The following is a 25,168-nucleotide window of genomic DNA, read 5'->3' as shown; positions in this document are numbered from 1 at the left end:
CCCAGGTCTCGCCCAGATCATCACAAACGTTACGTATTGTTTCGAAATATCGGAACCAGATCACGGCGTTCTGATTTGAGTCGGCAGTTCCGATGTCTGGAACGGGTCGCCGTCTCCCCCGTGGCGATCCTCAAACAGGAAAAAGGAAATCGCCATGCTTCGTGCAAAACTGCTTGCCGCCACCGCCGTCGTCAGCCTGATGGCCGCCCCCGCTTTCGCCCAGGACATGACCGCCCCGGCGACTACGACAACACCTGCCCCCGCGACCATGCCGCAAACCGATCCGGCCATGCCGCAGACGCCAGCTCCGACGGCTGAGGCCGCTGCGACCACGACCACGACTGCCCAGGCGACCACGCCCGTCGCCGGCGAAACCGTCGTCGACAAGCTGAAGGCCAGCGGTCAGTTCACCACCCTGCTGGCCGCGCTAGACGCCGCCCAGTTGACCGACACCCTGGCCAGCCGCCCGGCCATCTCGATCTTCGCGCCGACCGACGCCGCCTTCGCCGCCGTGCCCGAGGCCGAGCGTACGCGTCTGATGGACCCGGCAAACGCCGCCGAACTGCGCCAGCTGCTGCTGTATCACGTCATCGTCGCCGACGTGACGCCCGGCCAGATCATGGGCAAGAAGGGCGGCGTAGAGACGGCCGCCGAGAGCCAGGTTCTGCTGGACGGCACCGGTTCGGCCATCAAGGCTGACGGCGCTACCGTCGTCAGCGCCGAGTTGGACGCCTCGAACGGCGCCATCTTTCCGATCGACAAGGTCCTGAACCCGGCGAACTCCATGGCCGCCATGGGCGATGAAGAGGCCGCCGCGCCGGCCGAAGCCGCTCCGGCCGCTGAGGCGACCCCGGCCGCTGAAGCGACACCGGCCCCGACCGCGCCGGACGGTCAGCCCGCCGCGATGACGACGACCACGTCCTCGTCGCCGGTCGTCAATCCGACCGATGGTCAGGTCGATACCCCGGCCACTCCGCCGGTTGATGGGGCTGATCCCGCCGCTGACGGCGCGGCCGAAGCCAAGCCGACCCCGAACTGATCAGGGTCATCCACGCGCTCGCTCGGTAGCGTGTTGAAGCGGAAGGCGGCGGGCCCTATGGTCCGCCGTCTTTTTTGCAGCCCCTCCCCACGAGCCCGATTTGACCACCTCGACCGAGCCGCTCGCGTTTCAGGACCTGATCCTGACGCTCCACCGCTATTGGGGCGAGCAGGGCTGCGCCATTCTGCAACCCTACGACATCGAGGTCGGGGCCGGCACGCTGCATCCCGCCACCGTGCTACGCGCGCTCGGCTCCAAGCCGTGGAAGGCCGCCTATGTCCAGCCCAGCCGCCGCCCCGGCGACGGCCGGTATGGAGAAAACCCCAATCGCCTCCAACACTATTACCAATACCAGGTTATCCTGAAGCCTAACCCCGACAACCTTCAGGAGCTGTATCTGGGCTCGCTGGCGGCTATCGGCATCGATCCGAAACTGCACGACATCCGCTTCGTCGAGGACGACTGGGAGAACCCTACCGTCGGCGCCTGGGGGCTGGGCTGGGAGGTCTGGTGCGACGGGATGGAGGTGACGCAGTTCACCTATTTCCAGGGTGTCGGCGGCATCGAGGTGGACGTGGTCTCGGGCGAACTGACCTACGGGCTGGAGCGTCTGGCCATGTACGTCCAGGGCGTGGACAACGTCTATGATCTGAAGTTCACCAAGGAGGGCCTGACCTATGGCGAGGTCTTCCTGGAGAACGAGCGGCAACAGTCGGAAGCCAACTTCCACGGCTATGACGTCGACGGTCTGAAGCGCCGGTTCGAGGACATGGTGGGCGAAGTTCAGCGCCTGCTGGACATGCGCGGGCCGCAGGATCAGCCCCTGGTCCTGCCCGCCTACGACCAGGTTCTGAAGGCCAGCCACCTGTTCAACCTGATGGACGCCCGCGGCGCCATCGCCGTCGCCGAACGCCAGAGCTACATCGGCCGCATCCGCGAACTCTGCAAAGCCTGCGCCCTCGCCTACGTCGAACAAGAGCGGAAAACCGCCTGATGCCCCAACTTCTCCTCGAAATCTTCTCCGAAGAAATCCCCGCCCGGATGCAGCAGGGCGCCGCGCGCGACCTGGAGCGTATGGTCTCCGACCGTCTGAAGGCCGCCGGCCTGACGTGGGATGCGCTGACAACCTATGCCGGTCCGCGCCGCCTGACGCTGGTCATCGACGGCTTGCCCACGGCCACGCCGGACCGCGAGGAAGAGGTCAAGGGCCCGCGCGCCTCGGCTCCAGAACAGGCGCTGGAAGGCTTTTTGCGCAAGACCGGCCTGACGCGCGATCAACTGACCGAGCGCGACGGCGTCCTGTTCGCCGTTTTGTCGTCCAAGGGCCGCGCCACGACCGATCTGGTCGCCGAGACGGTCGACCAGGTCGTCCGCACCTTCCCCTGGCCCAAGTCGATGCGCTGGGGGTCCGGCACGCTGCGCTGGGTGCGTCCGATCAAACGCATCCTGTGCCTGTTCGACGGAAGGGTGGTGCCGTTCGAGATCGACGGCATTCAAAGCGACGCGATCACCGAGGGCCACCGCTTCCTGGGGTCCGGCGAGCTGCTGCGCGTCAGCGACTTCGTCGACTACCGCACCCAACTGGAAAAGAACTTCGTCCTGCTGGACGTCGCCGACCGCAAGCTGCGCATCTTAGAACAGGCCAAGGCCGCCTGCGCCGCGCGCGGCCTGGCCCTTGTCGATGACGACGGCCTGCTGGATGAGGTGGCGGGTCTGGCGGAATGGCCGACCCCGATCCTGGGCGACATGGACCCGCAGTTTCTGGCCTTGCCGCCCGAAGTCGTGCGCCTGTCGATGAAGGTGCACCAGAAGTATTTCGCCGTCCGCGATCCGTCGAAAGACGGCCTGGCCCCCAATTTCCTGGTCGTCGCCAATGTCGAGGCGACCGACGGCGGCAAGGCCCTGGCCGCCGGCAACAGCCGCGTCTTGTCCGCCCGCCTGAACGACGCCCGCTTCTTCTGGGACGAGGACCAGAAGGTCGGCTTCGACGCCTGGAACGCCAAACTGTCCGGCGTCACCTTCCACGCCAAACTGGGCACCCTGGCCGAGCGCGTCGAGCGCATCGCCGCCCTGGCGCGTGAGATCGCGCCGCTGGTCGGCGCCGACGCCGATGAGGCCGAAACCGCCGCCCGCCTGTCCAAGGCCGACCTGTTGTCAGGCATGGTCAGCGAATTCCCGGAACTGCAGGGGATCATGGGCGGCTACTACGCCCGGATTTCTCCTTCTCCCCTCGGGGGAGAAGGTGGCTCGCGGAGCGAGACGGATGAGGGGGCTGTGTCCGCCTCTTCGCCCTCGACCGCAGAGTCCGCGTCCGGCAGCCCCCTCATCCGAGCGGCTCCGCCGCCCACCTTCTCCCCCGAGGGGAGAAGGGACCGCATCGCCGACGCCGTGCGCGACCACTACAAACCCCAAGGCCCCGCCGACACGGTCCCGACCGCGCCCGTCACGGTCGCCGTCGCCCTGGCCGACAAGCTGGACACCCTGGTCGGCTTCTTTGCCATCGACGAAAAGCCCACGGGATCGAAGGATCCCTTCGCTCTGCGCCGCGCAGCTCTTGGCGTGATCCGGCTGGTGCTGGATAACAATGCGCGCGTCGGGCTGAGTTCAGCGATTGATGCAGCTGTTGATGCGGGTATTTCGACTGAAACCCGCATCATTGAAAAGTTGGCATCTCTTGAAGAAGGTCAACACTCTCAAGCCCATGAACTGTTGGAAATTCATGGGCTGCCGCATATGCGGGCGATCTCCGCTGCAAATGGCGTCACATCTCAAGTTACACTCTGGCCCAGCGTCTTCCCATTCGCGAGCTTTAACCGCCGTGCCTTCGACTTTGCCTTCCGTGAGAACAGAATATTCGGAAGGCAGTACGATCTCGTGGACAAGAGTGAAGGGCTCCTCGCCTTCTTCGCCGACCGCCTGACCGTCCTCCTGCGAGATCGAGGTCAGCGCCACGACCTCGTCGCGGCCGTCTTCGCTTTGGGCGACGACGATCTCGTCCGCATCGTGCGCCGGGTCGAAGCCCTGGCCGCCTTCCTCGCTACGGACGACGGCGCCAATCTGCTGGCCGGCTACAAGCGCGCCTCCAACATCCTCCGCGCCGAGGAGAAGAAGGGGCCTATCCCGACCGGCATGGTCCAGACCGGCCTGCCGAACCAGCCCGAGGCCGAGACCACCCTGGCCTTCGCCGTCGGCGCCGCCCGCACCGCCGTCGAGGCCGCGCTGGAGACCGAGGACTTCGCCGCCGCCATGACGGCCCTGGCGCGCCTGCGCGCGCCCGTGGACCGTTTCTTCGACGACGTTCTGGTCAACTCCGACGTCCCCGCCGAACGCGAAAACCGCCTGAAGCTGCTGGGCCAGGTCCGCGACGTGATGGGCCAGGTCGCCGACTTCGGCCAGATCGCGGGGTAGGGCAGAACCCCTCCGTCTCTCCGCTGCGCTTCGAGCCACCTCCCCATGAAATGGGGAGGAGACGGGACTTCGCCGCATCGTCTCCTCCCCACTCGTGGGGAGGGGGACCGCGTAGCGGTGGAGGGGCTCTTAGCTTCGGACTCGGTCTCTCGCTCGGTCGGCGATGAAATCGAGCACGTCGCCTAAGTCCACCCGCACCTGTTCGGAAGAGACGCGGATGACCGCAATGCCCTGGGTCGCAAGCCAGCGCGTGCGTCGTGCGTCGTGTTCGCCTCGGCCTTCATGGCTTTCGCCATCCACCTCGACAGCTAGCATCGCCTCGGCGCAATAGAAGTCGAGCACATAGACGCCCGCCGGATGCTGGCGACGGAATTTCAGACCGTCCAGCGCGCGGCGGCGCAGGTGGACCCACAATCGCGCTTCGGGCGGGGTCAGGGCGCGACGCAGGATGCGGGCGCGCGAGACGGAGCCTTCGTGCGTCAAGAACCCCTCCACCGCTTCGCGGTCCCCCTCCCCATTTCAAGGGGAGGAGACGATGACGTCAAGGTTGTGCGCGCGCGTCGCTAGGAAACCGCGCATCCGCTCACGCATTGTTACATCCGCAATGGTCAAGGCCGCTCTCACGCGCTAGATCATGCTGCATGTGCGAGCGGGGCCAACCCGCCGGACGATCCGAAAAGCTCAGGGACTACATTATGACTCAGTGGGTGTACGGCTTCGGCGGAGGCTCCGCCGACGGCGACGCGTCGATGAAGAACCTTCTCGGCGGCAAGGGCGCCAATCTGGCGGAAATGTCGTCGCTGGGTCTGCCGGTTCCCCCGGGCTTCACCGTCACCACTGAGGTCTGCACCCACTATTACGCCAACAACGAGACCTATCCGGCCGATCTAGACGCCCAGGTCCAGGCCGCCCTGGCCAAGGTCGAGGGCGTGGTCGGCAAGACCTTCGGCGATGTCGAAAACCCGCTGCTGGTCTCGGTGCGGTCCGGCGCGCGGGCGTCCATGCCGGGTATGATGGACACGGTGCTGAACCTGGGCCTGAACGACCAGACGGTCGAAGGCTTGGCCAAGCTGTCGGGCGACCGTCGCTTCGCCTTCGACAGCTACCGCCGCTTCATCACCATGTATTCCAACGTCGTGCTGGGCCTCAGCCATGACGATTTCGAAGAGGTGCTGGACCAGCACAAGGATCGCCTGGGCGTCACGGTCGACACCGACCTGAAGGCCGAGGACTGGGAGCGGGTGGTCGCCGACTACAAGGCCGTGGTCGAGCGTGAACTGGGCCACCCCTTCCCGCAGGATCCGAAGGACCAGCTGTGGGGCGCCGTCGGCGCCGTGTTCGAAAGCTGGATGAACGACCGGGCCAAATTCTATCGCCGCATGCACGACATCCCCGAAAGCTGGGGCACGGCGGTCAATGTCCAGTCGATGGTGTTCGGCAATATGGGCGAGACCTCGGCGACCGGCGTGGCCTTCACCCGTAATCCCTCGACCGGCGAGGCGCGGCTGTACGGCGAGTTCCTGATCAACGCCCAGGGCGAAGACGTGGTGGCGGGCATCCGCACGCCGCAGTCCCTGACCAAGATCGGCCGCGAGGAGATGGGCGAGACCGCCCCCTCGATGGAAGAAGCCATGCCCGAGGTGTTCGCCCAGTTCGTCGACGTCGTCGGCAAGCTGGAAAGCCATTACCGCGACATGCAGGACATCGAGTTCACGGTCGAGCAGGGCCGGCTGTGGATGCTGCAGACCCGCAACGGCAAGCGCACCGCCAAGTCGGCGTTGAAGGTGGCCGTGGACCTCGCCGCCGAGGGCGTGATCTCTCAGGAAGAGGCCATCAGCCGGGTTGAGCCGTCGGCGTTGGACCAACTGCTGCACCCGACGCTGGACCCCGATGCAGCGCGCACTGTGGTCGCCGCCGGCCTGCCGGCCTCGCCCGGCGCCGCGACCGGCAAGATCGTCTTCGACGCCGACGAGGCCGAGCGCATGTCGGGTCTGGGCGAAGCGGTCATCCTGGTGCGCGAGGAAACGAGCCCCGAGGACATCCACGGCATGCATGCGGCGCGCGGCATCGTCACCGCCCGCGGCGGCATGACCAGCCACGCCGCCGTCGTGGCGCGCGGCATGGGGCGGGCCTGCGTCTCCGGCGCCGGCGAGATCCACATCGACGAGGCCAAGGGCGTCTTCACCGCGCGCGGCCGCACCTTCAAGGCCGGCGAGGTCATCACCATCGACGGCTCCAAGGGCGAGGTGCTGGACGGCGCCGTGCCGATGATCGAGCCCGAACTGACCGGCGACTTCCAGACCCTGATGGCCTGGGCCGACAAGGTGCGCCGTCTGAAGGTCCGCGCCAACGCCGAGACGCCGCTGGACGCCAAGACCGCGCGCGGCTTCGGCGCCGAGGGCATCGGCCTGTGCCGGACCGAGCACATGTTCTTCGACGACACCCGGATCGCCGCCGTGCGCGAGATGATCCTGGCTGACGACGAGGCCGGGCGCCGCACCGCCCTGGCCAAGATCGCGCCGTTCCAGAAGTCGGACTTCGTCGAACTGTTCGAGATCATGGCCGGCCTGCCGGTCACGGTGCGCCTCCTGGACCCGCCGCTGCACGAGTTCATTCCCCACACCGAGGAAGACATCGACGCCCTTGCCGCCTCGTCCGGCATCGACGCCGACAAGCTGAAGCGCCGCGCCAAGGAGTTGCACGAGACCAACCCCATGCTGGGCCATCGCGGCTGCCGCCTGGGCGTCGCCTATCCCGAGATCTACGAGATGCAGGTCCGCGCCATCATCGAGGCGGCGCTGGAGGTTCAGAAGACGTCGGGGCAGGCCCCGCTGCCGGAGATCATGCACCCGCTGGTGGCCCTCGGTCTGGAGATGAAGTTCCTGCGCGAACTGACCGACCGCACCGCCAAGGCCGTGTTCGAGGAAACGGGCGAGAGCATCGACTATCTGGTCGGCACCATGATCGAGCTGCCGCGGGCCGCCATCCGGGCAGGGGATCTGGCGAAATACGCCCAGTTCTTCAGCTTCGGCACCAACGACCTGACCCAGACAACCTTCGGCATCAGCCGCGACGACTCGGGCCGGTTCCTGCAGGCCTATCTGGACAAGGGCATCTTCGAGACCGATCCGTTCGTCCGCCTGGACCAGGACGGCGTCGGCGGCCTGATCGAAATCGCCGCCGAGCGGGGTCGCGCGGTGCGACCCGAGGTCAAGCTGGGCATCTGTGGCGAACACGGCGGCGACCCGTCGTCCATCGCCTTCTGCGAACAGGCCGGCCTGGACTACGTCTCCTGCTCGCCGTACCGCGTGCCCATCGCCCGACTGGCGGCGGCCCAGGCGGCGCTGAACGTGGAGCGCGAGAAGGACCGCTAGTCCCTCTCGTCATTGGAGCATGAAAAGGGCGGCCTCTGCAGAGGTCGCCCTTTTTCTTTGTCACAAAACCGCCAACCTTGGCGGAACGACGTATGTGTCCCCGCGTCCACAGGCATTCGTAGTGTTTCTCAGCCTCTGGAACAGATGAAGCCCTGACCTATTTAAGCACTCGCTGGATGGGGCTGATGATCGGTCCGGTCATCACATCTAGGAGTTAATAAGAAACAATGCGTAACATTCTTCTCGCCGCCGTCGCCGTTTCCGCAATCGCCGCTCCGGCCTTTGCTCAGACCAATCCCGAGCCGCGCGGTTACGGCTCGCTGGGCTACACTCATCTTGAAGGCGACAATGCAACGACGGGCGCCGTCACCGGTCGTCTGGGCGTAAACCTGAACCGTTACATCGCGCTGGAAACCGAAGCCTCGGTCGGCGTCAAGGACGACGACTTCACCGTCGCCGGCGTCGATGGCTCGATCAAGCACGAGTGGGACGCCGCCGGTTATGTGGTCGGCAAGGTGCCGGTCTCCGACAAGCTGGAGCTGTTCGCGCGCGGCGGCTACGGCCACACCGAGCTGAAGCAGGAGTTCCCCGGCGCCAACACCGACGTGGGCGGCGACAGCTGGAACTACGGCGCCGGCGCCAACTACTATCTGGATGGCGTGAACGGCGTACGGGCCGACTGGACCCGTCGCGACTATCGTGACGATGCGGGCGAGGCCGACGCCTATTCGGTCAGCTACATCCGTCGCTTCTGATCTGATCGATCAGTCATAACGACGAAGGCGCGCTCCGCAAGGAGCGCGCCTTTCTCGTTCAGGGCAGTAAAATCAGCCGAAGTCGCCGGCCAGGGCCCAGCGCTGCGAGCCTTCGCCGAACGGGCGAACGAACCAGTCGCGATAGTATTCAAAGGTCTCGATGATTTTTTGGCGAAGATCGGGCGGGTTGACCGCCTCGCCGCGCTGGCGCTTCATCGCCGCCACGCAATCAACCACCATGTTCTGATGCGCCGAGCCACCCATGCTCTTCAACACGGTGGCGATATCATGAGCCAAGCTTTCCAGGACCTGCTTGGGCGTCTTGTGAGCCATCTGGGACATCCCCTGTTCTCGACAGGAGAATGCGTGACAAAAAGTCGTGAAAGATTCAAGCGTGGCCGGGCGAGAATCATCATGGATTCGAATTAACCTGACATAACGCGGGTCGCGCGGTTTGGTTCTCGCAAGGGAGAAAACCATGACGAATTTCGATCCGGCGGCCGCGACGGCCCAATGGCTGGCGACCTTGTCGCCCCAGGAAACCGCCCGCGCCATCGCCTATACCCACGGTTCGCACTGGTTGATCCTGTGGAGCTTCCTGGTGTCGGCCCTGGTCGCGTGGATCATCGTGCACACCGGCCTGCTGGTTGCGATCCGCAGCCGGATCGAACGTCGCCGTCGTCGGCCGAACCTGGCCAGTTTCGTCGTCGCCTTGGTCTATTCGGCCATGAGTTGGGCGCTGACCCTGCCGTGGGAGATATACCAGGGCTGGTGGCGAGAGAAACAGTACGGACTGACCAGCCAGGCCCTGGGCGGCTGGCTGGGCGAGGCCATGATCGGCGCAGCCATCTCCGTCGTGGCGACCTCGCTGCTGCTCGTGGCGATCTATGCGCTGATCCGGCGTGCGCGCCGGTTCTGGTGGGCCTGGGCGGCCGGAGTGACGGCGGCCTTCATCGTCATCGCGCTGGTGCTCGCGCCCTTGGTGATCGAACCGATCTTCAACACCTATACGCCCGCGCCGAACGGGCCGGTGCGCGACGCCGTCGTGACCCTGGCCCAACAGACCGGCACGCCATCGGACAAGATCTTCATCTATAATGGCTCCAAACAGTCCGACCGCTATACCGCCAATGTCTCGGGCCTGTTCGGCACGGCGCGGGTGGCGATGAGCGACACCATGTTCAAACAGGGCGCGGACCTGGCTGAGGTGCGCAGCGTGGTCGGCCATGAAATGGGCCACTATGTCCGGGCGCACATTCTCTGGACCGTCGGCATTCTGGTCCTCCTGTCGGTGCTGGCCTTCTGGCTGACCGACCGGCTCTATCCAGTGGCGCATCGTCTTTTGAGGGCGGATCGCGTGGGCGACATCTCCGACCCTGCGGGCCTGCCGGTCCTGGCCCTGGTGCTGGCCTTCCTGGGCGTGCTGGGCACCCCCGTCTTCGCCACCATGACCCGCACGATGGAGGAGGACGCCGACCACTTCTCGCTGGTTCACGCCAATGAACCGGACGGTCTGTCCAAGGCCCTGATCAAGACCGCCGAATATCGCGCCCCGTCGCCGTCGGCGATCGAGGAGTTCCTTTTCTACGATCACCCCAGCGTGGAGAACCGCATCCGCCGCGCCATGGAATGGAAGGCGACGCATCCAGCCCAAACCTCGGCAGGGCAACCGACGCGTCCTTAGGGCATTGAAGGCTTCGCCATTCCAAGCGGAGCCTTCGCCCCATGATCGACCTCTATCGCGGCCTCGGCCTGGGCGTTCCGGCCCTGATGGACATCGCGCCCCTGATCGCGCGGGTCGTGGTCGGGGGAATGTTCTTCCTGTCCGGCTTCTACAAACTATTTACCCCGGCCCAGGCCGAGAAGATGAGCAAGACGATGGTTGAGGCCGGCATCGCCGCCCCGCGCCAGACCGCCAAGTTTGTCTCGGTGTGCGAGTTCGCCTTCGGCGCCCTGCTGATCATGGGCCTGTTCACCAGCCTGGCGGCCCTGGTGCTGCTGATCATCAGCCTGGTCGCCCTGGTGACCGTGGCGTCAAACTCGGTGGAGGGGACCAGCCTCGGCTATCGCCTCTCCAGCTATTTCGACCTGCCGGAGACCTTGCTGATGGTCATCCTGATCTGGCTGATCGCCAATGGACCGGGGCTGTGGAGCCTGGACTTCGTCCTGTTCCTGCCCCGGCTTTAGGGCTTCAGGCGGCGCGCTTCCTGACGAAGACCGTCCCGGCCGAATAGCCGGCGCCAAAGCTGCAGATCAGCCCCGTATCGCCCGCCTCGAACCCGTCGTTGTGCAGGTGGAAGGCGATGATCGACCCGGCCGAGGAGGTGTTGGCGTATTCGTCCAGGATGATGACGTTCTCATCCGCCGAGGGTTCGCGACCCAGCACCTTCTTGCCGATCATCGTGTTCATATTGATGTTGGCCTGGTGCAGCCACAGGCGCTTTAGGTCGTGCGGATCCAGGCCCAGTTCGCCGGCATGATCCACGATCATGTCCGACACCATCGGCACCACGTCGCGGAAGACCTTGCGGCCCTGCTGGATGAACAGCTTGTCGTTCTGAATGCTGTCGTCGGCCTCGGGGCTGTCCAGATGCGCGGTGTCGCGCGCGTTGCGGTTCAAAAAGCCGAAGTTGTTGCGGATATTGTTCGAGAAGGTCGTCTTCAGCCGCGTGCCCAGCACGTCCCAGCCGCCCGGTCCCGCCGTATCCGACGACTCCACGATCACCGCCGTCGCCACGTCGCCGAAGATGAAATGGCTGTCGCGGTCGGTGAAGTTCAGGTGGGCCGAGCAGACTTCCGGGTTGACCATCAGCACCGCCTTGACCGAGCCGCCGGCGATGAAGTCCGCCGCCGTCTTGATGCCGAAGGTCGCCGAGCTGCACGCCACATTCATGTCGAAGGCGAAACCCTCGATGCCAAGGGCCTGCTGAACCTCGATCGCCATGGCCGGATAGGCGCGCTGCATGTTCGATGCGGCGCACAGGACAGCGCCGATCTCGGTGACCGGCTTGCCCCAGGCCTCGATGGCCTGACGCGCGGCCTTGACCGCCATTTCGGCCAGGATCGACATTTCGTCGTTGGAGCGTTCCGCCAGGTTCGGGGCCATCCGCTCGGGATCGATGATCCCGGCCTTATCCAGCACGAACCGGCTCTTGATGCCCGACGCCTTCTCGATGAACTCGGGCGAGGAGTGTGACTTGGCCTCCAGTTCGCCGGCCTCGATCTGGGCGGCGTGGCGGGCGTTCCAGCCGTCGGCCCAGGCGTTGTAACTGTCGACCAGTTCGGCGTTCGAGACCGATTGGTCGGGGGTGAAGAGGCCGGTGGCGGCGATCACTGCATTCGACACTTTTTTGTTCCTATCGCTCGACGCGCGGCGTCTCGCTGCTTGAGGAGCGTGTTCCTATCGCTCGGCCTGCGGGACCTTGCTGCTTGAGGACAGTCCGTTTCCTATCAGAACGCGTCAATAGGACGGCGGCGGCTTGCGGTCGAGACTGGCGATGATGCCGGCGGCCCAGCGCTGGACCTGGCCGCGCGGCGCCTTGGGTGTCGGCTGGTCACGCGCGGCGATCAGCCGGTCCACCAGATCCTCGGCCTCACAGGGCCAGCCCTCAGGCGTGATATACAGGGGATAGGCGATCAGGGCGGCGTGGACCAGGTGATCGACGCCGGCGCGGCGGCTGCGGCGCTCGAATGTCAGCCGGTCGTCGGTCAGCCCCCATCCGGCATAGAAGGGCCGGCCATAGACCGACACCGCCTTGCCCCTCATCAGGGCCTCGAACCCGGTCAGGGAGGTCAAGGTCGCCACCCGGCGACAGGCGTTCAGACAGTCCACGATATCCAGCCCGTCGCCCACCGCGTCGACCGAGGCCATGGCCCCGGCGTCCAGCCGTCCCGGCCGGTTGCCCGCCAGCACGTCGGGGTGATTGCGGTAGACCAGAAAGGCGTCCGGATGATCGCGCCGCGCCGCCTCCACAAGGGCCGAATTGGTGTTCAGATCCCGCGCACAGCCCAGCAAAATCGACTTGTCGTTCTCGACCTGCCCGACCACCAGCAGGATGTCGCGATCGGCGGGCCAGTCCGTCGGCGCCTGACCCTTCAGATTGTATTTCGACAGGCCGGCATCGACCACGCGCGTCCGCAGGGAGGCGGCCCGCGCCAACTGCATCGGCGACAGGTCCGAGCTCTCGATCAGGGTCTCCAGCCGCGAGGGCCGCGACGGATCGTAATAGACCCCCTGATCGTCCAGGGCGACTGACAGGGCGCCGACGAAGTCGGACCCTAGGCCCCGCGAACGGATGAAGCCGTCCTCCATCCGCACCGTCGGGCCCCCAGTATCTTTGGCGAAAACGGCCGCCGCCTGACGCGTCGCCTCGCTTTCCTTGCCCGCCCACCAGATCAGCCGGCCGTTCGTCGCGGTCGCATGGGCGGCGGCGCGCGACGGCGACATGAAATACCGCATCGACGCCTTGGGCGAGTTCAGCAGGCGGCGCACCGGCGGACGCTTGGCCGGCGCAAACCCCACCGCCGACCACGACCCTGCCAGCCGGTCGGCCCGGTCGCGCAGCGCGATCAGCCGCTCCAGCGCCTGTTCGGCCTCGCATCGCTCGCCCGTTATCGGATCGACATAGCGGCTGTAGGCGATCAGGGCGGCGGCCGTGACCTGTTCGATCGACCGCTCGACGCCGCGCCGTCCCGTCTGGACCGCATCGGTCGTCAGACCCCAGCCGGAGTAGAAGGGCGCACCGAAACACCGCACCGGCAGCCCTCGCAACAGGGCCTCGAACCCCAGCGCGGAGGTGACGCAATAGACCTCATCCACCGCCGCCAGCAGGTCGGCGGGCCTTACATCCGTATCGACCAGGGTGACGCCGGTCAGGTCCGTCACGCAGCCGCGCTTCTTGCCCGCCGCCACCGCCGGATGGCGTTTGACGATCAGCTGGGCGTCCGGCTCGTCGCGCCGGGCTGCGGCGATCATGTCGTCAAAGCTTTGGGCTGTCGCGAGCCCACAGGCGATGGAGGCGTCGCCGAACGTCTGGTCCACGATCAGCACACGCCGACCCGGTTTCAGCAGGCCCGGATCCAGCGGCCCGCCCATATTGGTCTTGGACACGCCCGAAGCCACGATCCGGTCGATCAGCCCGCGCGCCCGCGCGATCATGGCCGCGTCGCACCAGTCGTCCGCCGTCCGGATCAGTTGCTCCAGCCGACTGGGCCGCGTCGCGTCATAATAGACGCCCAGATCGTCGACGATCAGGCTGAGGCTGGTCGCCCCCGCCTCGCCGATTCCGACTGAGCGCAAAAACCCGTCCTCCAGCGCCACATAGGGCCGCCCGTTCTTTTCGGCCCACCGTCGCCCCGCCGCCGCCGTCGACTTCATGCCCCAGCCCAGCACCGCCTGCACGTCCTCCCCCGGCAACCGACGCAGGTCGTAGTCGGCCAGAAACACGTCGAGGAACGGGACCTTCAGCACGCCGGGCGCACAGACCCAGGCCGGGATTTTCGAAGGCGTGTCGGAGGGTAGGGGCAAGGCCGGTCCGCTGAGGTTCGACGCGAGCTTTACGGCGGTTGCGTCGACGCGACTAGGCCCCACGCTCCCATCTCCTCCCCATTTCATGGGGAGGTGGCGCGGCGCTCTTGCGCCGTGACGGAGGGGCTTTTCAAATCAACACAGGCGTCTGTGGGACTTCCAAAGCCCCTCCACCGCTTCACGGTCCCCCTCCCCACAAGTGGGGAGGAGACAGGCGGTCAACCCGCCCGCGCCAACAGCGCCTTCGCCTGGTCTAGATGCAGCCGTTCGACCATCGCCCCGTTCACGCGGATCGCGCCTCGCCCCTCGGCGTCTGGCGCGTCGAAGGCGGCGACGATCGCTCGCGCATCGGCGATCTCGGCTTCGGACGGCGAGAAGGCGGCGTTGGCGGCCGCGATCTGCGACGGGTGGATCAGGCTCTTGCCGTCGAACCCATACAGTCGCCCCTGCAATGCCTCGGCCGCCAGGCCTTCGGCATCGTCGATTCGGTTGAACACGCCGTCGATGGCCAGCAATCCGTTGGCGCGCGCGGCAGCGACCAGCATGGCCAGCCACGGCTTGAACGGCTCACGATCCGGCGACGCCCCGGTCCCCAGCGCCTTGGCCAGGTCGTTGACCCCCAGCATCAGCCCATCCAGCGCCCCGTCCGCCGTCGCGATGTCGACCAAGGCCATCAAGGCGCGCGGCGTCTCGATCATGGCCCACAGGGCGCAGCCCTTGGCCAGGCCGGCGGACAGGGCGTGCACGGCCTCGGGCGTCTCCACCTTGGGCGCGACGACCAGCGTGGCCCCCGCCGCCTTCATCGCCGCCAGATCGTCCAGCCCCCAGTCGGTGTCCAGACCGTTGATCCGAACGCCCAGGCGCGGCCCGAACCCGCCGCCGCGAACCGCCGCGACAGCGGCGTCGCGGGCGTCAGCCTTGGCCTCGGGCGCCACCGCATCTTCCAGATCCAGCACGGCGACATCGCAATCCAGCGTCCGCGCCTTCTCGATCGCCCGCGCATTGGAGGCAGGCAGATAAAGGACGCTGCGGACCCGGTCGCTGCGCATCAGACCCGGCCCGTAACGGGGATCAGGGCGCCGGTCATGGCCCGGCTCTCGGGCGAGGCCAGGAAAAGGATCACCGCAGCCAGATCGGCCGGCACGACCCAGGTCGCCGGATCGGCGTTGGGCATGTCCTTGCGGTTCGTCGGCGTGTCGATGATCGACGGCAGGACGGCGTTGACCGTCACCTTTGTGGTCTTCAACTCCTCGGCCAGCGCCTGGGTCAAGGCGTGGACCCCGGCCTTGGCCGCCCCGTAGGCCCCCATGCCGGCCCCCGCCTTCATCGCGGCGGCCGAGCCGACGTTGACAATCCGGCCCTCGGGCGAGGCCTTCAGCGCATCCAGCGCCGCGCGGCTGGCGTTCACGGCGGTGGTGACGTTCAGCGCGTGCATCCGGTCCCAGGCCGGTTCCGCATCGTCGGTCGTCTGCCAGACAAAACCGCCGGCGATGTTCAGCAGGGCGTCCAGCCGCCCGAACCGCGCGATCACGGCGTCGACGGCCTTCTGCGCCTGGCCGGCGTCCGTCAGATCGACCCCGCCGACCTCCAGCACGCCGTCGGGCACGGCGTGGCCCGAGGCATGGTCGATCACCGCGACCTGCCAGCCGCCTTTCAGCGCCGCCTCCAGCACCGCCCGGCCCAGGACGCCGTGTCCGCCCGTGATTGCGACTGTCCGCTGCATCATCCGATCCTCCATGTCGCCGGGGACCATAGAGCGGGCTGCGGCCGGATCAACCGGCCCCGATCAAGCGTCGGCGAACACCTTCGCCATCAACCGCTCCAGCGCCTCTTGATCGTCCGTATCGAAGGCGGCCGGTATCGTTGCATCCACGTCGAACACCGCGATCAGAGCGCCGGATGCGTCGCGCACGGGCACCACGATCTCGCTGGCCGAACGGCTGTCACAGGCGATATGGCCGGGGAAGGCGTGCACATCCTCGACCAACTGGGTCTGGCCCGTCGCCGCCGCCGCGCCGCACACCCCGCGCCCGAACGCGATGCGCAGGCACCCCAGCGTGCCCTGATAAGGCCCGACCACCAATTCGTCCGCCTTGTCCGGCGCGACGACATAGAAGCCGGTCCAGAAATAGTGCTCGAACGCATCCGCCAGCATAGACGCCACCGTCGCCATTCGCGCCGTCACATTCGGCTCGCCGTCCAGCACGGCCAGGACTTCCGCCTCGACCTCCAGATAGCGCGCCGCCTTGTCGGTGGGACGATCATTGCGGGCGACATAGGCCATGAGGGAAACTCCGGAGCGGGACAGGCTGGCGATATAGGCGAGCGGCCGGCCGAAGGGGAGGGGGCCGTCATTCGCCGCCGCCTGGCCGGGAACGCTTCCATACGCCCCCGTGTTGGCGCTGGGAGACAACGACGGAGGCTCGCGTGACATCCACCCCTTCACGATCGCTCAGCTTGATCGCCGCCCTGATGCTGTCGGCCGCCGCAGCCGCCTGTGGTCAGGACGCCGGCGCGCCGGGGCCAGCTGACGCAACGCAGACCCCCGCGCCGTCCGCGCCAGAGCCGACAGCACCGCCCCCGGAACCGGCCAAAACCAACACGAGGCCCGCGACCTCATTGCTGCCATCTGCGACCCCGACCGGGTCGCGCAAGTCCTGTTATCTCTCCGTCGACGGCAAGGTTCTGCTCGATGAGCCGTGCCTCGTCTATCCGTTCGGCGACGGCGGCTACACGATGAACGCCTGGTCCGAGGGCAAGCCCAAGAACTCGCATTTCGCCGTCGTCGTCCTGACGGCTGACGGCTCGGCCGACGCCACCTGGAACGCCGACCCTGACGACGACAAGGCCGGCGATCGCTTGGGGACCGTGCGCCTCCGCGACGGCTGCTGGATCAACGACCGCGTTCGCATCTGCGCGGGGTAACCGTGTTCAGGAGGACGAGGCAGGATCCAATCCGTGCCTCAAGCTTGAGCACAAGCGTATGATTTATCCCAAACAAAACCACTGGGACGAAACGTCTTAAGGCGAAAATATGGTTGACGACAACGCAAAACACCTTCGATTTGTGCGCCTGAGTTGCGTCGCGGGGGCGCAGTAGAGACGTCGGCCGCGGGCCGCAGGGGGTAAATCTTGGGTTTCAGTTTCAAGGGCGGGCTTCTGGCCGCAGCGGCCGGCGTCGCGATCATGGTGGCTACGACGGCGGCGGCGCAGACCGCTCCGGCGCCCACGGCCCCGGCCGGCGGCTTCTACATGGCCAACGGCACGCGCACGATGAACTATCAGACGGCCATCGCGTCCTGGCGCGCGGACAGCCAGTTCGCCGTCGATTATTCCAAGGGCTTCCTGGGGCTGGAACACGCCTACGCCATGGGCCTGAGCGGACGCGGACAGACCGTCGGGGTCAATGACGCCGGCGTCTATATGGCTCACCCGCTGTTCGGATCGGCCGGCAAGGTGACGGGCCTGCGCAGCCAGGCGGTCGCCGGCTATGGCAACGACGGCATGATCAATCCGCGTCGCCAGTGGGAAGGCCACGGCACGCACGTCTCGGGCACCATCGCCGGCGATCGCGTGGCGGGCCAGCCGATGTTCGGCAACGCCTTCAACGCCAAGCTTTACGCCGCCACCGCCAACTTCTCGGCCGGCGACTTCCTTTGGTACAAGGACGCGATCATCGACGGAAAGATCGTCGCCACCCAGAACCAGAACATCGTCGACCTGGCCAATACCGGCCAGGTGCGCATCATCAACAACAGCTGGGGCAGCGGCACTTCGTTGCCGTTTAACGCCTCGCTGCCCACCGTGCTGGCGTCGTTCAACCGCAACTATGGCGACTTCTACAAGCCGGTGCTGGACAAGGACGTCCTGGTCGTGTTCTCGGCCGGCAACGGCTATGGCGTGCACGCCAGCATCGATGCCGCCGCGCCGCTGAACGATCCGCGCCTGCGCTCCAACTGGCTGTCGGTCGCCAACTATTCCAGCTTCACCGCCGCCGACCCCTCGACCAGCTTCTGCGGTCAGACGGCGACCTGGTGCGTCGCTGGGCCGGGCTCGGCCGTCGTCTCGTCGGTGCCCGCTTATACGATGGACCGGGCGGGCATCCTGGCCCTCTATCCGCGCGCCAACTACGCCGGTCTGTATTCGGCGACCACGGTCACCGCGCTGCAAAACGCGTCGGTGAACCAGTTCATCGGCGTTCTAAACGCCTATTTGGCCGCTCGCGCCGCTGGTGGCCCGACCTACAATGAAGACGCATGGCGCCGCGAAGTTGGGCGTCAGGCGGCCGCCATCACGCTGGTTTCGGGGGCGCGGCTGGGTGATCCGGACGGCTTCACCTCCGTCCTGGCAGGGCTCCTGACCTCGACGAACAACATGGCGCTGCTGACCCCGGCCTTCTCGGGCGCGGTTTTGCAGTACGCCAACGACGAGCTTCAGCGCGTTCTGAACCAGTATATCAAATACACGGGCGGCGGTTATGCGGCCTACACCGGCACGTCGATGGCGGCGCCGAACATCTCGGGCTTCGCGGCCCTGCTGATGGAAAACTTCCCCGAATATTCGACGGCGCTGATCTCGGACATTCTGGTGTCCAGCTCCAAGGATCTGGACACGCCGGGCGTCGATCTGCGCTCGGGCTGGGGCGCGCCGCAGATGGACGTGGCCCTGCGCGGACCGACGGCGCTGCGCGACACCCGCGACGTCACCGTCGCCGTCGGCACGGTCGATATCTGGAGCAACAATATCGGCGATGCGCGTGACCGCTATTCGGCCGAGGTCAAGGCCAACTTCGGCAATGACATCGGCGGTCTGGTCAAGAAAGGCGGCGGTCAGCTGATCCTGACGGGCGCCAACGACTACAGCGGCCCGACCCGGGTCGAGGGCGGCCTTCTGACGGTCAACGGCAGCCTGCTGCGCTCCAGCGCCACCGTCGGCGGCGTCGGCATGATCGGCGGCACCGGTCGTCTGGCGAACCTGACGGCGGAAAGCGGCGGCGTGGTGTCGCCCGGCGACGGCGTCAATCCGTTTGGAACCCTGACGGTCGCGGGAAACCTGAACTTCAAGCCGGGCTCCTTCCTGTGGATTCGCTCCAGCGTGAACGGCGCGGCCTATTCTCGCCTGAACGTGGGCGGCACGACCAAGATCGACGGCGGGCAGGTCATCCTGAAGGCCGACAATGGTGAATGGAATCTGCGCACGCGGATGAACATCATCAACTCGACTGGCGCGGTGACGGGCACGTTCAGCGGCGCCCAGAGCGATCTGGCCTTCCTGGCTCCGGTGCTGACCTATTCGACCAACGGCGTGGTCCTGACGGTGCGGCGCAACGACGTGACCGTGGCTTCGCTGGGTCGGACGGACAACCAGCAGTCGGTCGGCGGCGCGCTGGACGCCATGATCAACAACACCGCGACCGGGACCAACCGGGATCTGTCGCTGGAAAACGCTCTGCTGGACGCCAGCGTGCCGGCGGTTCAGGGCGCGCTCAGCGGCCTGACGGGCGAGGTCCATGCCACCTTGGGCGGCCTGGCCGTTTCGGACACTCGCGTCATCCGCGACGCCATGTCCGAGCGCGGACGCAGCCAGGGCGGCGCGGCCACCTACGTCGGCAACGGCGTGTCGGTCTGGGGCAGCGGCGTCTTCGGCAACGGCCAAGGCTCGGCGCATGACGGCCTCGCGGGCTTCCGCAACGAAGCCTCCGGCTATCTGGTCGGGGCCGAGAAGGCGCTGGCGAACGACGTCCATGTCGGCGTGGCGCTGGGCGAAACCCGCTCGGAACTGCGCTCGCCGCGTCTGCGCTCGACCGGCCGGGTCACCAGCGAGCAGATCGGCGTCTATGGCGGCGCCGGCGTCGGCGACTTCCAGATCCGCGTCGGCGGATCCTGGGCCAGCGCCGATGTCCGCACGGATCGTACGGCCCAGCTGAACGCCTTCACGAACGCCCTGGTCGGCGACTACGACGGCGACGTCTGGCAGGCCTACGGCGAGGTGGCGTGGAGCCGCGCCGTCGGCGGCACGATGTTCGAGCCCTACGCCGGCTACAGCCACGTCGAATACGACGCCGATGTCGTTGAGACGGGCGGCGACGCCGCTCTGTCGGGCAATGTGAAGCAGAAGGCCGATCTGTTGACCGCCGGCTTCCGCACGCGCACCGTGCTGGCGGGCGGCGAGGGGCGTGCGCGTCTGTCTGCGGTGACGCACCTGGCCTACACCCATGACCTGAACGGCGACGGCCCGGTCTTCGACGCCGCCTTCGCCGACGGTCCGCGCTTCCTGATCGACGGAGCCAATCCTGGCGACGACGTGATCTCGGGCGGCCTGGGCTTCAACATTCAGGCGACCGAACGCACCGCGATCGAGCTGGGCTATACGGGGCTCTACAAGGACGAGTATCGCGACAACCGCATCTATGGCCGGTTCAGCGTCAAGTTCTGATCTGACTGCAAGATAAGACCGCGGCGGCCCCGATCGACGATCGGGGCCGTTGTTGTTTGCGCCTAGTTCGTCTGGGCAGACAGGGCGTCGTTGTCCTGGGTGAACGGTCGATCCCGCTCGGCCGTGCGGGTTTCGATCCAGACGCCCCTGCGCCCTGTCACCCGCTCCACCGTCTCCACGGCGCCGCGAATGACGGCGGCCGGGCTTTCCGCTTCATTGGAGCGTCGAACGGGTATCGCCGGATCGCCTTCCAGCAGCGTCGAGGCATAGACGTTCAACTGATGCCCCCGCCGCCGCCCATCGCGATAGGGAAACAGGCATAGGGTGTAGTGCCGCTCGATCCGCGCCTCCACACGCTGAACCGCCTCGGCGCGCCAGCTCGCGCCCGTGCACGTCACCGTCCGAGGCGCGCTCACCCACCCGGCCGGCGCGCGTGTCGCCGGCCCTTGCAGGCCAAAGGCGCTCTGCGCTGTCGGATCGACCAGGGTGAAGCGGGCGGGCGAACGCGGCGCATCGGCCGTGCTCAGCTGACGATAGGTCACTTGCATCGGCAAGCGATCGAGATGACGCTGCAGAGCTTGCTCAATGTCACGACCGCTGCGCGACGTCTGAAAATCCACGATCGCATAGGCCTGATCGATGCTGTGCCGATCAGCCAGCGCGGATTGAGCCGAAGCGCCTGACGCCTGACCCAGCGCAATCAGCGCCACAAGCGCCACAGACCGTCGAGAGATCGCCATAGGCCATCACGTTCACGACCGACCGCTCTGTCAAGGTCGCGCCGAATGCGGGGCTGTTCGGGCCAGTTGAGACAGACCTGAAAAAGCTCTGCGGGTCAGCTTCGCCGTCTCAGCCAATGATCCAGGCTGATCGGCCCGGCGCCGAACCTGATGATGTAGAGCAGCACCGTCGCCCAGAGCAGGTGGGTCGGCCAACCGAGGGGATAGACGAAAACCTCGATCACTATGGTCATGCCCAGAAGCGCGAGCGCGGAGAAGCGGGCGCCGAGGCCCAGCACCAGCAGGAACGGGAACAGATGTTCCGAATAGGTCGCCAGGTGGGCGGCGATGTCGCTGTGGATCAAAGGCAGTCGGTATTCCTCGGCGAACAGAGCATAGGTGCTGTCGGTGATGGTCAGCAGGCCCTCCACCTTTGTCCGGCCGGAAAGAAAGAAGACCGCCGCGATCGATACGCGCGCGACCAGGCTGAGCACAGGCAGGGGGATCGCAGCCTGAGCCAGGCGTGGGAGGGACGCCAAGGAAGGGCGCGGCGACGATGCGGCGGTCAGTTCGGTCATTGTGGCGCTCCGGTTTCGATACGGGTGAAGGCGCCGGTCAGAAGCAGGTCTCTGAACAGCTCGGATAGATGGGTTGCGGGATCGGCGGCGAGCGCGGCGAGAGCGGCCGCTCCGACGGTGCGGCCGTGCCGGCAGGCATCGAGGAAGGCGAACTGAGGACGGGTCAACCGATGGGTCTGGACCTTCATTTCCGGACGCACGATCAACAGCCCCTCGGGCGACTGGTCCCACACCATGTCGTCCGGAGGCGCAGCCAGACGATTGGCCAGCCAGATCGACGGCGCGGTCCAGTCAAACCAGAAGAGTTGCGCAGACGGATGCAGGATCGCGCGGCCGGCGTTGAGAGCGGCGTGCGACAGAGCGGCGACCGTCCCAGGGACCAGGGGCGGCGCATCAGCGGCACGGTGCGCGCGGCTCCATGCGCAATCGAGACGGGCCACAGGCGGCAGGAACTCAAGTTCAAATGCGGGCGGAAACGTCGCCAGCCACTCCGGGAAGCCTTCGCCATAGGCATCGAGAACCGGGGATGAAGGAGGCGCGCTGCGGGCGTAGATCAGGGCCGCGTCGCGAAACCAGTCCGGACCGACCAACCTTTCGACAGTCGGATAGAGACCCGCCAGGGCGTCGGCCCGCCCCTTGGCCACCGTGTTTCGATAAACCGCCAGTCCGGGCGCATTGGGATCCGCCAGCCACGGTGTGAGCACGGAGCCATGCCCCTGCAAGGCCAGGGAGAAGCTCGCATGAAATGACAGCATTTGATCGTCAGGCGGCGCGCTGGACATGGCAGGCCTCCATTATGGCGACGGCTTGATCGCGTTCGGCGATCAACTCGGCGAAGTCGGGAATGTTGTCGTCGCGCTCGATCAGCGTTGGACGCGGCCCGATCCGGGCGAGGGTCTCGGCGTAAAGGGACCAGACGGCGTCGCTGACCGGCGCGTCGTGGGTATCGATCAACAGCGCCTCTGCGTGGACGGGATCGGGCGCAAAGCCGGCCAGATGGATTTCGCCGATGAGATCGGCCGGAACGGCCGCCAGATAGTCCCGCGGGTCGGCGCCCAGATTGTTGGCGCTGATGTGCACATTGTTGAGATCGAGCAGCAGGCCACAGCCTGTCGCGGCGGCCAGTTCGACCAGGAAATCGACTTCCCCCATCTCGTGGCCTTTCAGGTCGAGGTACAGCGATGGATTCTCGATCAGCAGGCGGCGGCCCAGCGCGTCCTGCGCTCGCGCGACGTTGTCGCAGACCCGCTTCAACATCGCTCGGGTGCGCGGAAACGGCAGCAGATCGGGATGATAGACGCCGCCGCCCCGCGACCAGGCCAGGTGCTCGGACATCAGAAACGGCACGAACCGGTCAGCAAGCGTCTTGAGCCGCGCCAGATGCTCCGTATCCAGCGCCTCGTCGCCGGCGAGCGACAAGCCGACACCATGCAGGGACAAAGGTTTTTCTCGGCGGATGGCCTCCAGCCATTTCAATCGAGGGCCGCCATCGACCATGTAGTTCTCAGGGTGGACCTCGAACCACAGACCGACCGCCGGAGACGCCAGAGCCTCGTCGTAATGGCGGGCCTTGAGGCCCAGCCCCACGGTGGGGACAGGCGTCGCGGCGGTCGATCCATGGTTCATCGATCCAGCTCCGATCAGCGCGAGACGGGCGTCAGCGAGCCGTTGCCGCGCGGGGTGCGGATGCTGGTGCAGGTGCCGGCGGGCGTGTGCTTCCAGGCGTTGCCCTGATAGTCGCGCACCGAGGTGCCGGCGCAGGTCGTGCCGGGGCCGGCGGCGCAGTCATTCTTGCCGGCCAAAGCGACGCCATAGCATTTTTCCATGGCGGCCGGTTTCGCCTCGGCGTTCCTGGCCGATTGGGCTTGGGCCATGCCTGCGCCGGCGGTCAGGGCGACGAGGGTGGCGGCGGCGATCTTGGTGCGGGTCATGCAAGCGGTCCTTCTGAGAAGCACGGCCGTTCGTGGCCGCTGAATCCGCCTTTCGTCGACGACCCGCCGCGCGTTACATTTTCGAGCCAACTATTTTTCGTGCGTGATTTTGCGAGACGCCGTGTAACCGTCACGGCCTCCGCAGCGTAGGTCGCAGTCGCACGTGCTTGACCGAGAATCACAACTCAAAGCCTTGATGATCAGGGGCCTGGACGGTGACGCGCAGGCTTGGCGCGTGCTGCTGTCGGACCTGGCCGCGCACCTGCGGCCCTTTTTTAAACGCCGCCTTTTCAACGGAGAAAGCGACGCGGAGGACCTCGTGCAAGAGACCCTGATCGCCATTCACGCCAAGCGCGCCACATGGGATCGCAACCAGTCGTTCACGGCCTGGGCCTTCACCATCGCTCGCCACAAGCTGATCGACCACCTGCGCCGCCAGGGCCGACGCCTCACCGAGCCGCTGGATGACGCGAGCGTGCTGCTGGCAGAGCACACGGTCGAGGACGGGGTCATGCGACGCGATCTGACCCGCGCCTTGTCGATCCTCCCGGCGCGACAGCGCGCCCTGATCCATGATGTGAGAGTCACCGGGCTGAGCGTGGCCGAGGCGGCCGAGCGCCACGGCTATTCCGTCGCCGCCGCCAAGGTCAGCATCCATCGCAGCTTCAAGGCTTTGACCGCGCGCTTTGCGGCTGGAGCAGCAGGGTCCAACGATGAAGACTGATGACCTGATCACCAGCCTGGCGCTGGACTTGCCCCCGACGTCCCAAAGCGAGGCGGACCGTCGTGTGCTGCTGTTCATGCTGCCGGCGGCGGGCGTCGCCCTTGCGGGTGTCGTGTGGTGGCTGGGATTGCGACCGGATCTGATGTCGGCCGTCGCCGGATCGACTTTTTGGGCCAAGGCGGCCTATACGGCCGCCTTGTGCGTCGCCGGCTTCTGGCTCCTGGATCGACTGGGGCGGCCGGGGGCCTCGCCGTGCCGTCCCGCAATCCTGCTTGCAGCCATCCTTGCCGTCGCTGCCGGATGGGCTGTCGTGGAGTTGCTGGGCGCCGCGCCCGACGCGCGGATGGGCATGGTCATGGGTCGCTCCGCCAGGGTCTGTCCGACGAACATCCTGTCGCTCGGCGCTATGGCGGCGCCGTTCATCTTCTTCGCCGCGAGGCGATTCGCGCCTGTGAAGCCCGCTTTCGCCGGCGCCGCCGCTGGTCTTCTGACCGCAGGGCTGGCCGCGACCGTCTATGGCCTGCATTGCCCCGAGCATACGGCCGCCTTTGTGGCCGTCTGGTACACCTTGGGCATCGGCCTCGTCGCGGTCCTGGGCGCTGCTTTGGGTCGTTTCGCCTTCCGCTGGTGAATCTGCTTGCGACACTGCCGGCAAGCGGTCTTGAACCGCTGAGTGGT

General features: G+C 66.5%; 23 protein-coding genes. 11 read left to right on the top strand and 12 right to left on the bottom strand.

Annotated features, from left to right (window positions below):
• Positions 1–154: 154 nt before the first annotated feature.
• The 3 genes from HNP47_RS08880 (at position 155) to glyS (ending at position 4,447) form a co-directional block, all read left to right on the top strand.
• A complete protein-coding gene (locus HNP47_RS08880) occupies positions 155–1,039 on the top strand; it encodes a fasciclin domain-containing protein (RefSeq protein WP_184279270.1) in 885 nt (294 codons plus the stop codon).
• 100 nt (positions 1,040–1,139) lie between these two features.
• Complete coding sequence (locus HNP47_RS08875; RefSeq protein WP_055805924.1) at positions 1,140–2,033, top strand: glycine--tRNA ligase subunit alpha; 894 nt, start codon at positions 1,140–1,142, stop codon at positions 2,031–2,033.
• Complete coding sequence (gene glyS / locus HNP47_RS16390; RefSeq protein ID WP_184279269.1) at positions 2,033–4,447, top strand: glycine--tRNA ligase subunit beta; 2,415 nt, start codon at positions 2,033–2,035, stop codon at positions 4,445–4,447. Before HNP47_RS08875 ends, glyS begins: the two co-directional genes overlap by 1 nt.
• 129 nt (positions 4,448–4,576) lie before the next feature.
• Here glyS and HNP47_RS08865 read toward each other — a convergent pair whose 3' ends face one another.
• On the bottom strand, positions 4,577–4,930 hold the full coding sequence (locus HNP47_RS08865; RefSeq protein WP_221415061.1) for an endonuclease domain-containing protein: 354 nt from the start codon (positions 4,928–4,930) through the stop codon (positions 4,577–4,579).
• A gap of 212 nt (positions 4,931–5,142) precedes the next feature.
• Between HNP47_RS08865 and ppdK the strand changes: the two genes are divergently transcribed.
• The gene (gene ppdK / locus HNP47_RS08860) at positions 5,143–7,821 is read left to right on the top strand and encodes a pyruvate, phosphate dikinase (protein WP_184279267.1); all 2,679 of its coding nucleotides are present in this window, start codon (positions 5,143–5,145) and stop codon (positions 7,819–7,821) included.
• A gap of 227 nt (positions 7,822–8,048) precedes the next feature.
• Positions 8,049–8,576 carry a porin family protein gene (locus HNP47_RS08855; protein WP_184279266.1) on the top strand — a complete coding sequence of 176 codons (528 nt, stop codon included), beginning with the start codon at positions 8,049–8,051 and terminating at the stop codon, positions 8,574–8,576.
• A 72-nt stretch (positions 8,577–8,648) separates the two neighbouring features.
• Here HNP47_RS08855 and HNP47_RS16385 read toward each other — a convergent pair whose 3' ends face one another.
• Positions 8,649–9,056 carry a hypothetical protein gene (locus HNP47_RS16385; protein ID WP_260394755.1) on the bottom strand — a complete coding sequence of 136 codons (408 nt, stop codon included), beginning with the start codon at positions 9,054–9,056 and terminating at the stop codon, positions 8,649–8,651.
• Between HNP47_RS16385 and HNP47_RS08845 the strand changes: the two genes are divergently transcribed.
• Both HNP47_RS08845 and HNP47_RS08840 read left to right on the top strand, forming a co-directional pair.
• Entirely contained in the window at positions 9,055–10,260 is a 1,206-nt protein-coding gene (locus tag HNP47_RS08845; protein ID WP_184279265.1) for a M48 family metallopeptidase, read from the top strand. The two genes, HNP47_RS16385 and HNP47_RS08845, sit on opposite strands and share 2 nt — an antisense overlap.
• Before the next feature lie 41 nt (positions 10,261–10,301).
• Positions 10,302–10,763 carry a DoxX family protein gene (locus HNP47_RS08840; RefSeq protein WP_184279264.1) on the top strand — a complete coding sequence of 154 codons (462 nt, stop codon included), beginning with the start codon at positions 10,302–10,304 and terminating at the stop codon, positions 10,761–10,763.
• Positions 10,764–10,767: 4 nt separating this feature from the next.
• Here the strand turns inward: HNP47_RS08840 and HNP47_RS08835 are convergent, their stop codons facing one another.
• The 5 genes from HNP47_RS08835 to HNP47_RS08815 form a co-directional block, all read right to left on the bottom strand.
• Positions 10,768–11,922 carry a beta-ketoacyl-ACP synthase III gene (locus HNP47_RS08835; RefSeq protein WP_184279263.1) on the bottom strand — a complete coding sequence of 385 codons (1,155 nt, stop codon included), beginning with the start codon at positions 11,920–11,922 and terminating at the stop codon, positions 10,768–10,770.
• A 114-nt stretch (positions 11,923–12,036) separates the two neighbouring features.
• Entirely contained in the window at positions 12,037–14,103 is a 2,067-nt protein-coding gene (locus tag HNP47_RS08830) for a capsular polysaccharide biosynthesis protein (RefSeq protein WP_260394754.1), read from the bottom strand.
• A 218-nt stretch (positions 14,104–14,321) separates the two neighbouring features.
• On the bottom strand, positions 14,322–15,152 hold the full coding sequence (locus tag HNP47_RS08825) for a CoA ester lyase (protein WP_184279262.1): 831 nt from the start codon (positions 15,150–15,152) through the stop codon (positions 14,322–14,324).
• Positions 15,152–15,829, bottom strand: coding sequence for an SDR family NAD(P)-dependent oxidoreductase (locus HNP47_RS08820; RefSeq protein WP_184279261.1), 678 nt, complete (start codon positions 15,827–15,829; stop codon positions 15,152–15,154). The genes HNP47_RS08825 and HNP47_RS08820 overlap by 1 nt, the downstream gene beginning before the upstream one ends.
• 60 nt (positions 15,830–15,889) lie before the next feature.
• Positions 15,890–16,387, bottom strand: a complete 498-nt coding sequence (locus tag HNP47_RS08815; protein ID WP_184279260.1) for a GAF domain-containing protein — start codon at positions 16,385–16,387, stop codon at positions 15,890–15,892.
• A 143-nt stretch (positions 16,388–16,530) separates the two neighbouring features.
• Between HNP47_RS08815 and HNP47_RS08810 the strand changes: the two genes are divergently transcribed.
• Both HNP47_RS08810 and HNP47_RS08805 read left to right on the top strand, forming a co-directional pair.
• On the top strand, positions 16,531–17,028 hold the full coding sequence (locus tag HNP47_RS08810; RefSeq protein WP_184279259.1) for a hypothetical protein: 498 nt from the start codon (positions 16,531–16,533) through the stop codon (positions 17,026–17,028).
• 207 nt (positions 17,029–17,235) lie between these two features.
• Positions 17,236–20,538: a S8 family serine peptidase gene (locus tag HNP47_RS08805; RefSeq protein WP_184279258.1), complete on the top strand. Its 3,303-nt coding sequence runs from the start codon at positions 17,236–17,238 to the stop codon at positions 20,536–20,538.
• Between the two features lie 62 nt (positions 20,539–20,600).
• Here the strand turns inward: HNP47_RS08805 and HNP47_RS08800 are convergent, their stop codons facing one another.
• The 5 genes from HNP47_RS08800 to HNP47_RS08780 form a co-directional block, all read right to left on the bottom strand.
• The gene (locus HNP47_RS08800; RefSeq protein WP_184279257.1) at positions 20,601–21,278 is read right to left on the bottom strand and encodes a hypothetical protein; all 678 of its coding nucleotides are present in this window, start codon (positions 21,276–21,278) and stop codon (positions 20,601–20,603) included.
• Positions 21,279–21,373: 95 nt separating this feature from the next.
• Complete coding sequence (locus tag HNP47_RS08795) at positions 21,374–21,835, bottom strand: DoxX family protein (protein WP_184279256.1); 462 nt, start codon at positions 21,833–21,835, stop codon at positions 21,374–21,376.
• Complete coding sequence (locus tag HNP47_RS08790) at positions 21,832–22,590, bottom strand: DNA-binding domain-containing protein (protein WP_184279255.1); 759 nt, start codon at positions 22,588–22,590, stop codon at positions 21,832–21,834. Before HNP47_RS08790 ends, HNP47_RS08795 begins: the two co-directional genes overlap by 4 nt.
• Before the next feature lie 7 nt (positions 22,591–22,597).
• On the bottom strand, positions 22,598–23,461 hold the full coding sequence (locus tag HNP47_RS08785; RefSeq protein WP_184279254.1) for a DUF692 domain-containing protein: 864 nt from the start codon (positions 23,459–23,461) through the stop codon (positions 22,598–22,600).
• 14 nt (positions 23,462–23,475) lie between these two features.
• Positions 23,476–23,766: a DUF2282 domain-containing protein gene (locus HNP47_RS08780; RefSeq protein ID WP_184279253.1), complete on the bottom strand. Its 291-nt coding sequence runs from the start codon at positions 23,764–23,766 to the stop codon at positions 23,476–23,478.
• Positions 23,767–23,929: 163 nt separating this feature from the next.
• On the opposite strand from HNP47_RS08780, the gene HNP47_RS08775 reads away from it, so the two are divergent.
• Together HNP47_RS08775 and HNP47_RS08770 are read left to right on the top strand one after the other, a co-directional pair.
• On the top strand, positions 23,930–24,490 hold the full coding sequence (locus HNP47_RS08775) for a sigma-70 family RNA polymerase sigma factor (RefSeq protein ID WP_184279252.1): 561 nt from the start codon (positions 23,930–23,932) through the stop codon (positions 24,488–24,490).
• Positions 24,480–25,121: an NrsF family protein gene (locus tag HNP47_RS08770; protein WP_184279251.1), complete on the top strand. Its 642-nt coding sequence runs from the start codon at positions 24,480–24,482 to the stop codon at positions 25,119–25,121. The genes HNP47_RS08775 and HNP47_RS08770 overlap by 11 nt, the downstream gene beginning before the upstream one ends.
• Positions 25,122–25,168 lie beyond the last annotated feature (47 nt).

This window comes from Brevundimonas vesicularis (genome assembly GCF_014204545.1).
GTDB classification, from domain to species: Bacteria; Pseudomonadota; Alphaproteobacteria; order Caulobacterales; family Caulobacteraceae; genus Brevundimonas; species Brevundimonas vesicularis_B.
The sequence above is the reverse complement of the archived record's forward strand: the minus strand, read 5'-3'. Positions and strand labels throughout refer to the sequence as shown.

Coding starts and splice junctions, on each gene's coding strand:
- HNP47_RS08880 (WP_184279270.1), top strand. CDS start 155: ATGCTTCGTGCAAAACTGCTTGCCGCCACCGCCGTCGTCAGCCTGATG.
- glyS (WP_184279269.1), top strand. CDS start 2,033: ATGCCCCAACTTCTCCTCGAAATCTTCTCCGAAGAAATCCCCGCCCGG.
- ppdK (WP_184279267.1), top strand. CDS start 5,143: ATGACTCAGTGGGTGTACGGCTTCGGCGGAGGCTCCGCCGACGGCGAC.
- HNP47_RS08855 (WP_184279266.1), top strand. CDS start 8,049: ATGCGTAACATTCTTCTCGCCGCCGTCGCCGTTTCCGCAATCGCCGCT.
- HNP47_RS08845 (WP_184279265.1), top strand. CDS start 9,055: ATGACGAATTTCGATCCGGCGGCCGCGACGGCCCAATGGCTGGCGACC.
- HNP47_RS16385 (WP_260394755.1), bottom strand. CDS start 9,056: ATGGTTTTCTCCCTTGCGAGAACCAAACCGCGCGACCCGCGTTATGTC.
- HNP47_RS08840 (WP_184279264.1), top strand. CDS start 10,302: ATGATCGACCTCTATCGCGGCCTCGGCCTGGGCGTTCCGGCCCTGATG.
- HNP47_RS08825 (WP_184279262.1), bottom strand. CDS start 15,152: ATGCGCAGCGACCGGGTCCGCAGCGTCCTTTATCTGCCTGCCTCCAAT.
- HNP47_RS08820 (WP_184279261.1), bottom strand. CDS start 15,829: ATGATGCAGCGGACAGTCGCAATCACGGGCGGACACGGCGTCCTGGGC.
- HNP47_RS08815 (WP_184279260.1), bottom strand. CDS start 16,387: ATGGCCTATGTCGCCCGCAATGATCGTCCCACCGACAAGGCGGCGCGC.
- HNP47_RS08800 (WP_184279257.1), bottom strand. CDS start 21,278: ATGGCGATCTCTCGACGGTCTGTGGCGCTTGTGGCGCTGATTGCGCTG.
- HNP47_RS08795 (WP_184279256.1), bottom strand. CDS start 21,835: ATGACCGAACTGACCGCCGCATCGTCGCCGCGCCCTTCCTTGGCGTCC.
- HNP47_RS08790 (WP_184279255.1), bottom strand. CDS start 22,590: ATGCTGTCATTTCATGCGAGCTTCTCCCTGGCCTTGCAGGGGCATGGC.
- HNP47_RS08785 (WP_184279254.1), bottom strand. CDS start 23,461: ATGAACCATGGATCGACCGCCGCGACGCCTGTCCCCACCGTGGGGCTG.
- HNP47_RS08780 (WP_184279253.1), bottom strand. CDS start 23,766: ATGACCCGCACCAAGATCGCCGCCGCCACCCTCGTCGCCCTGACCGCC.
- HNP47_RS08770 (WP_184279251.1), top strand. CDS start 24,480: ATGAAGACTGATGACCTGATCACCAGCCTGGCGCTGGACTTGCCCCCG.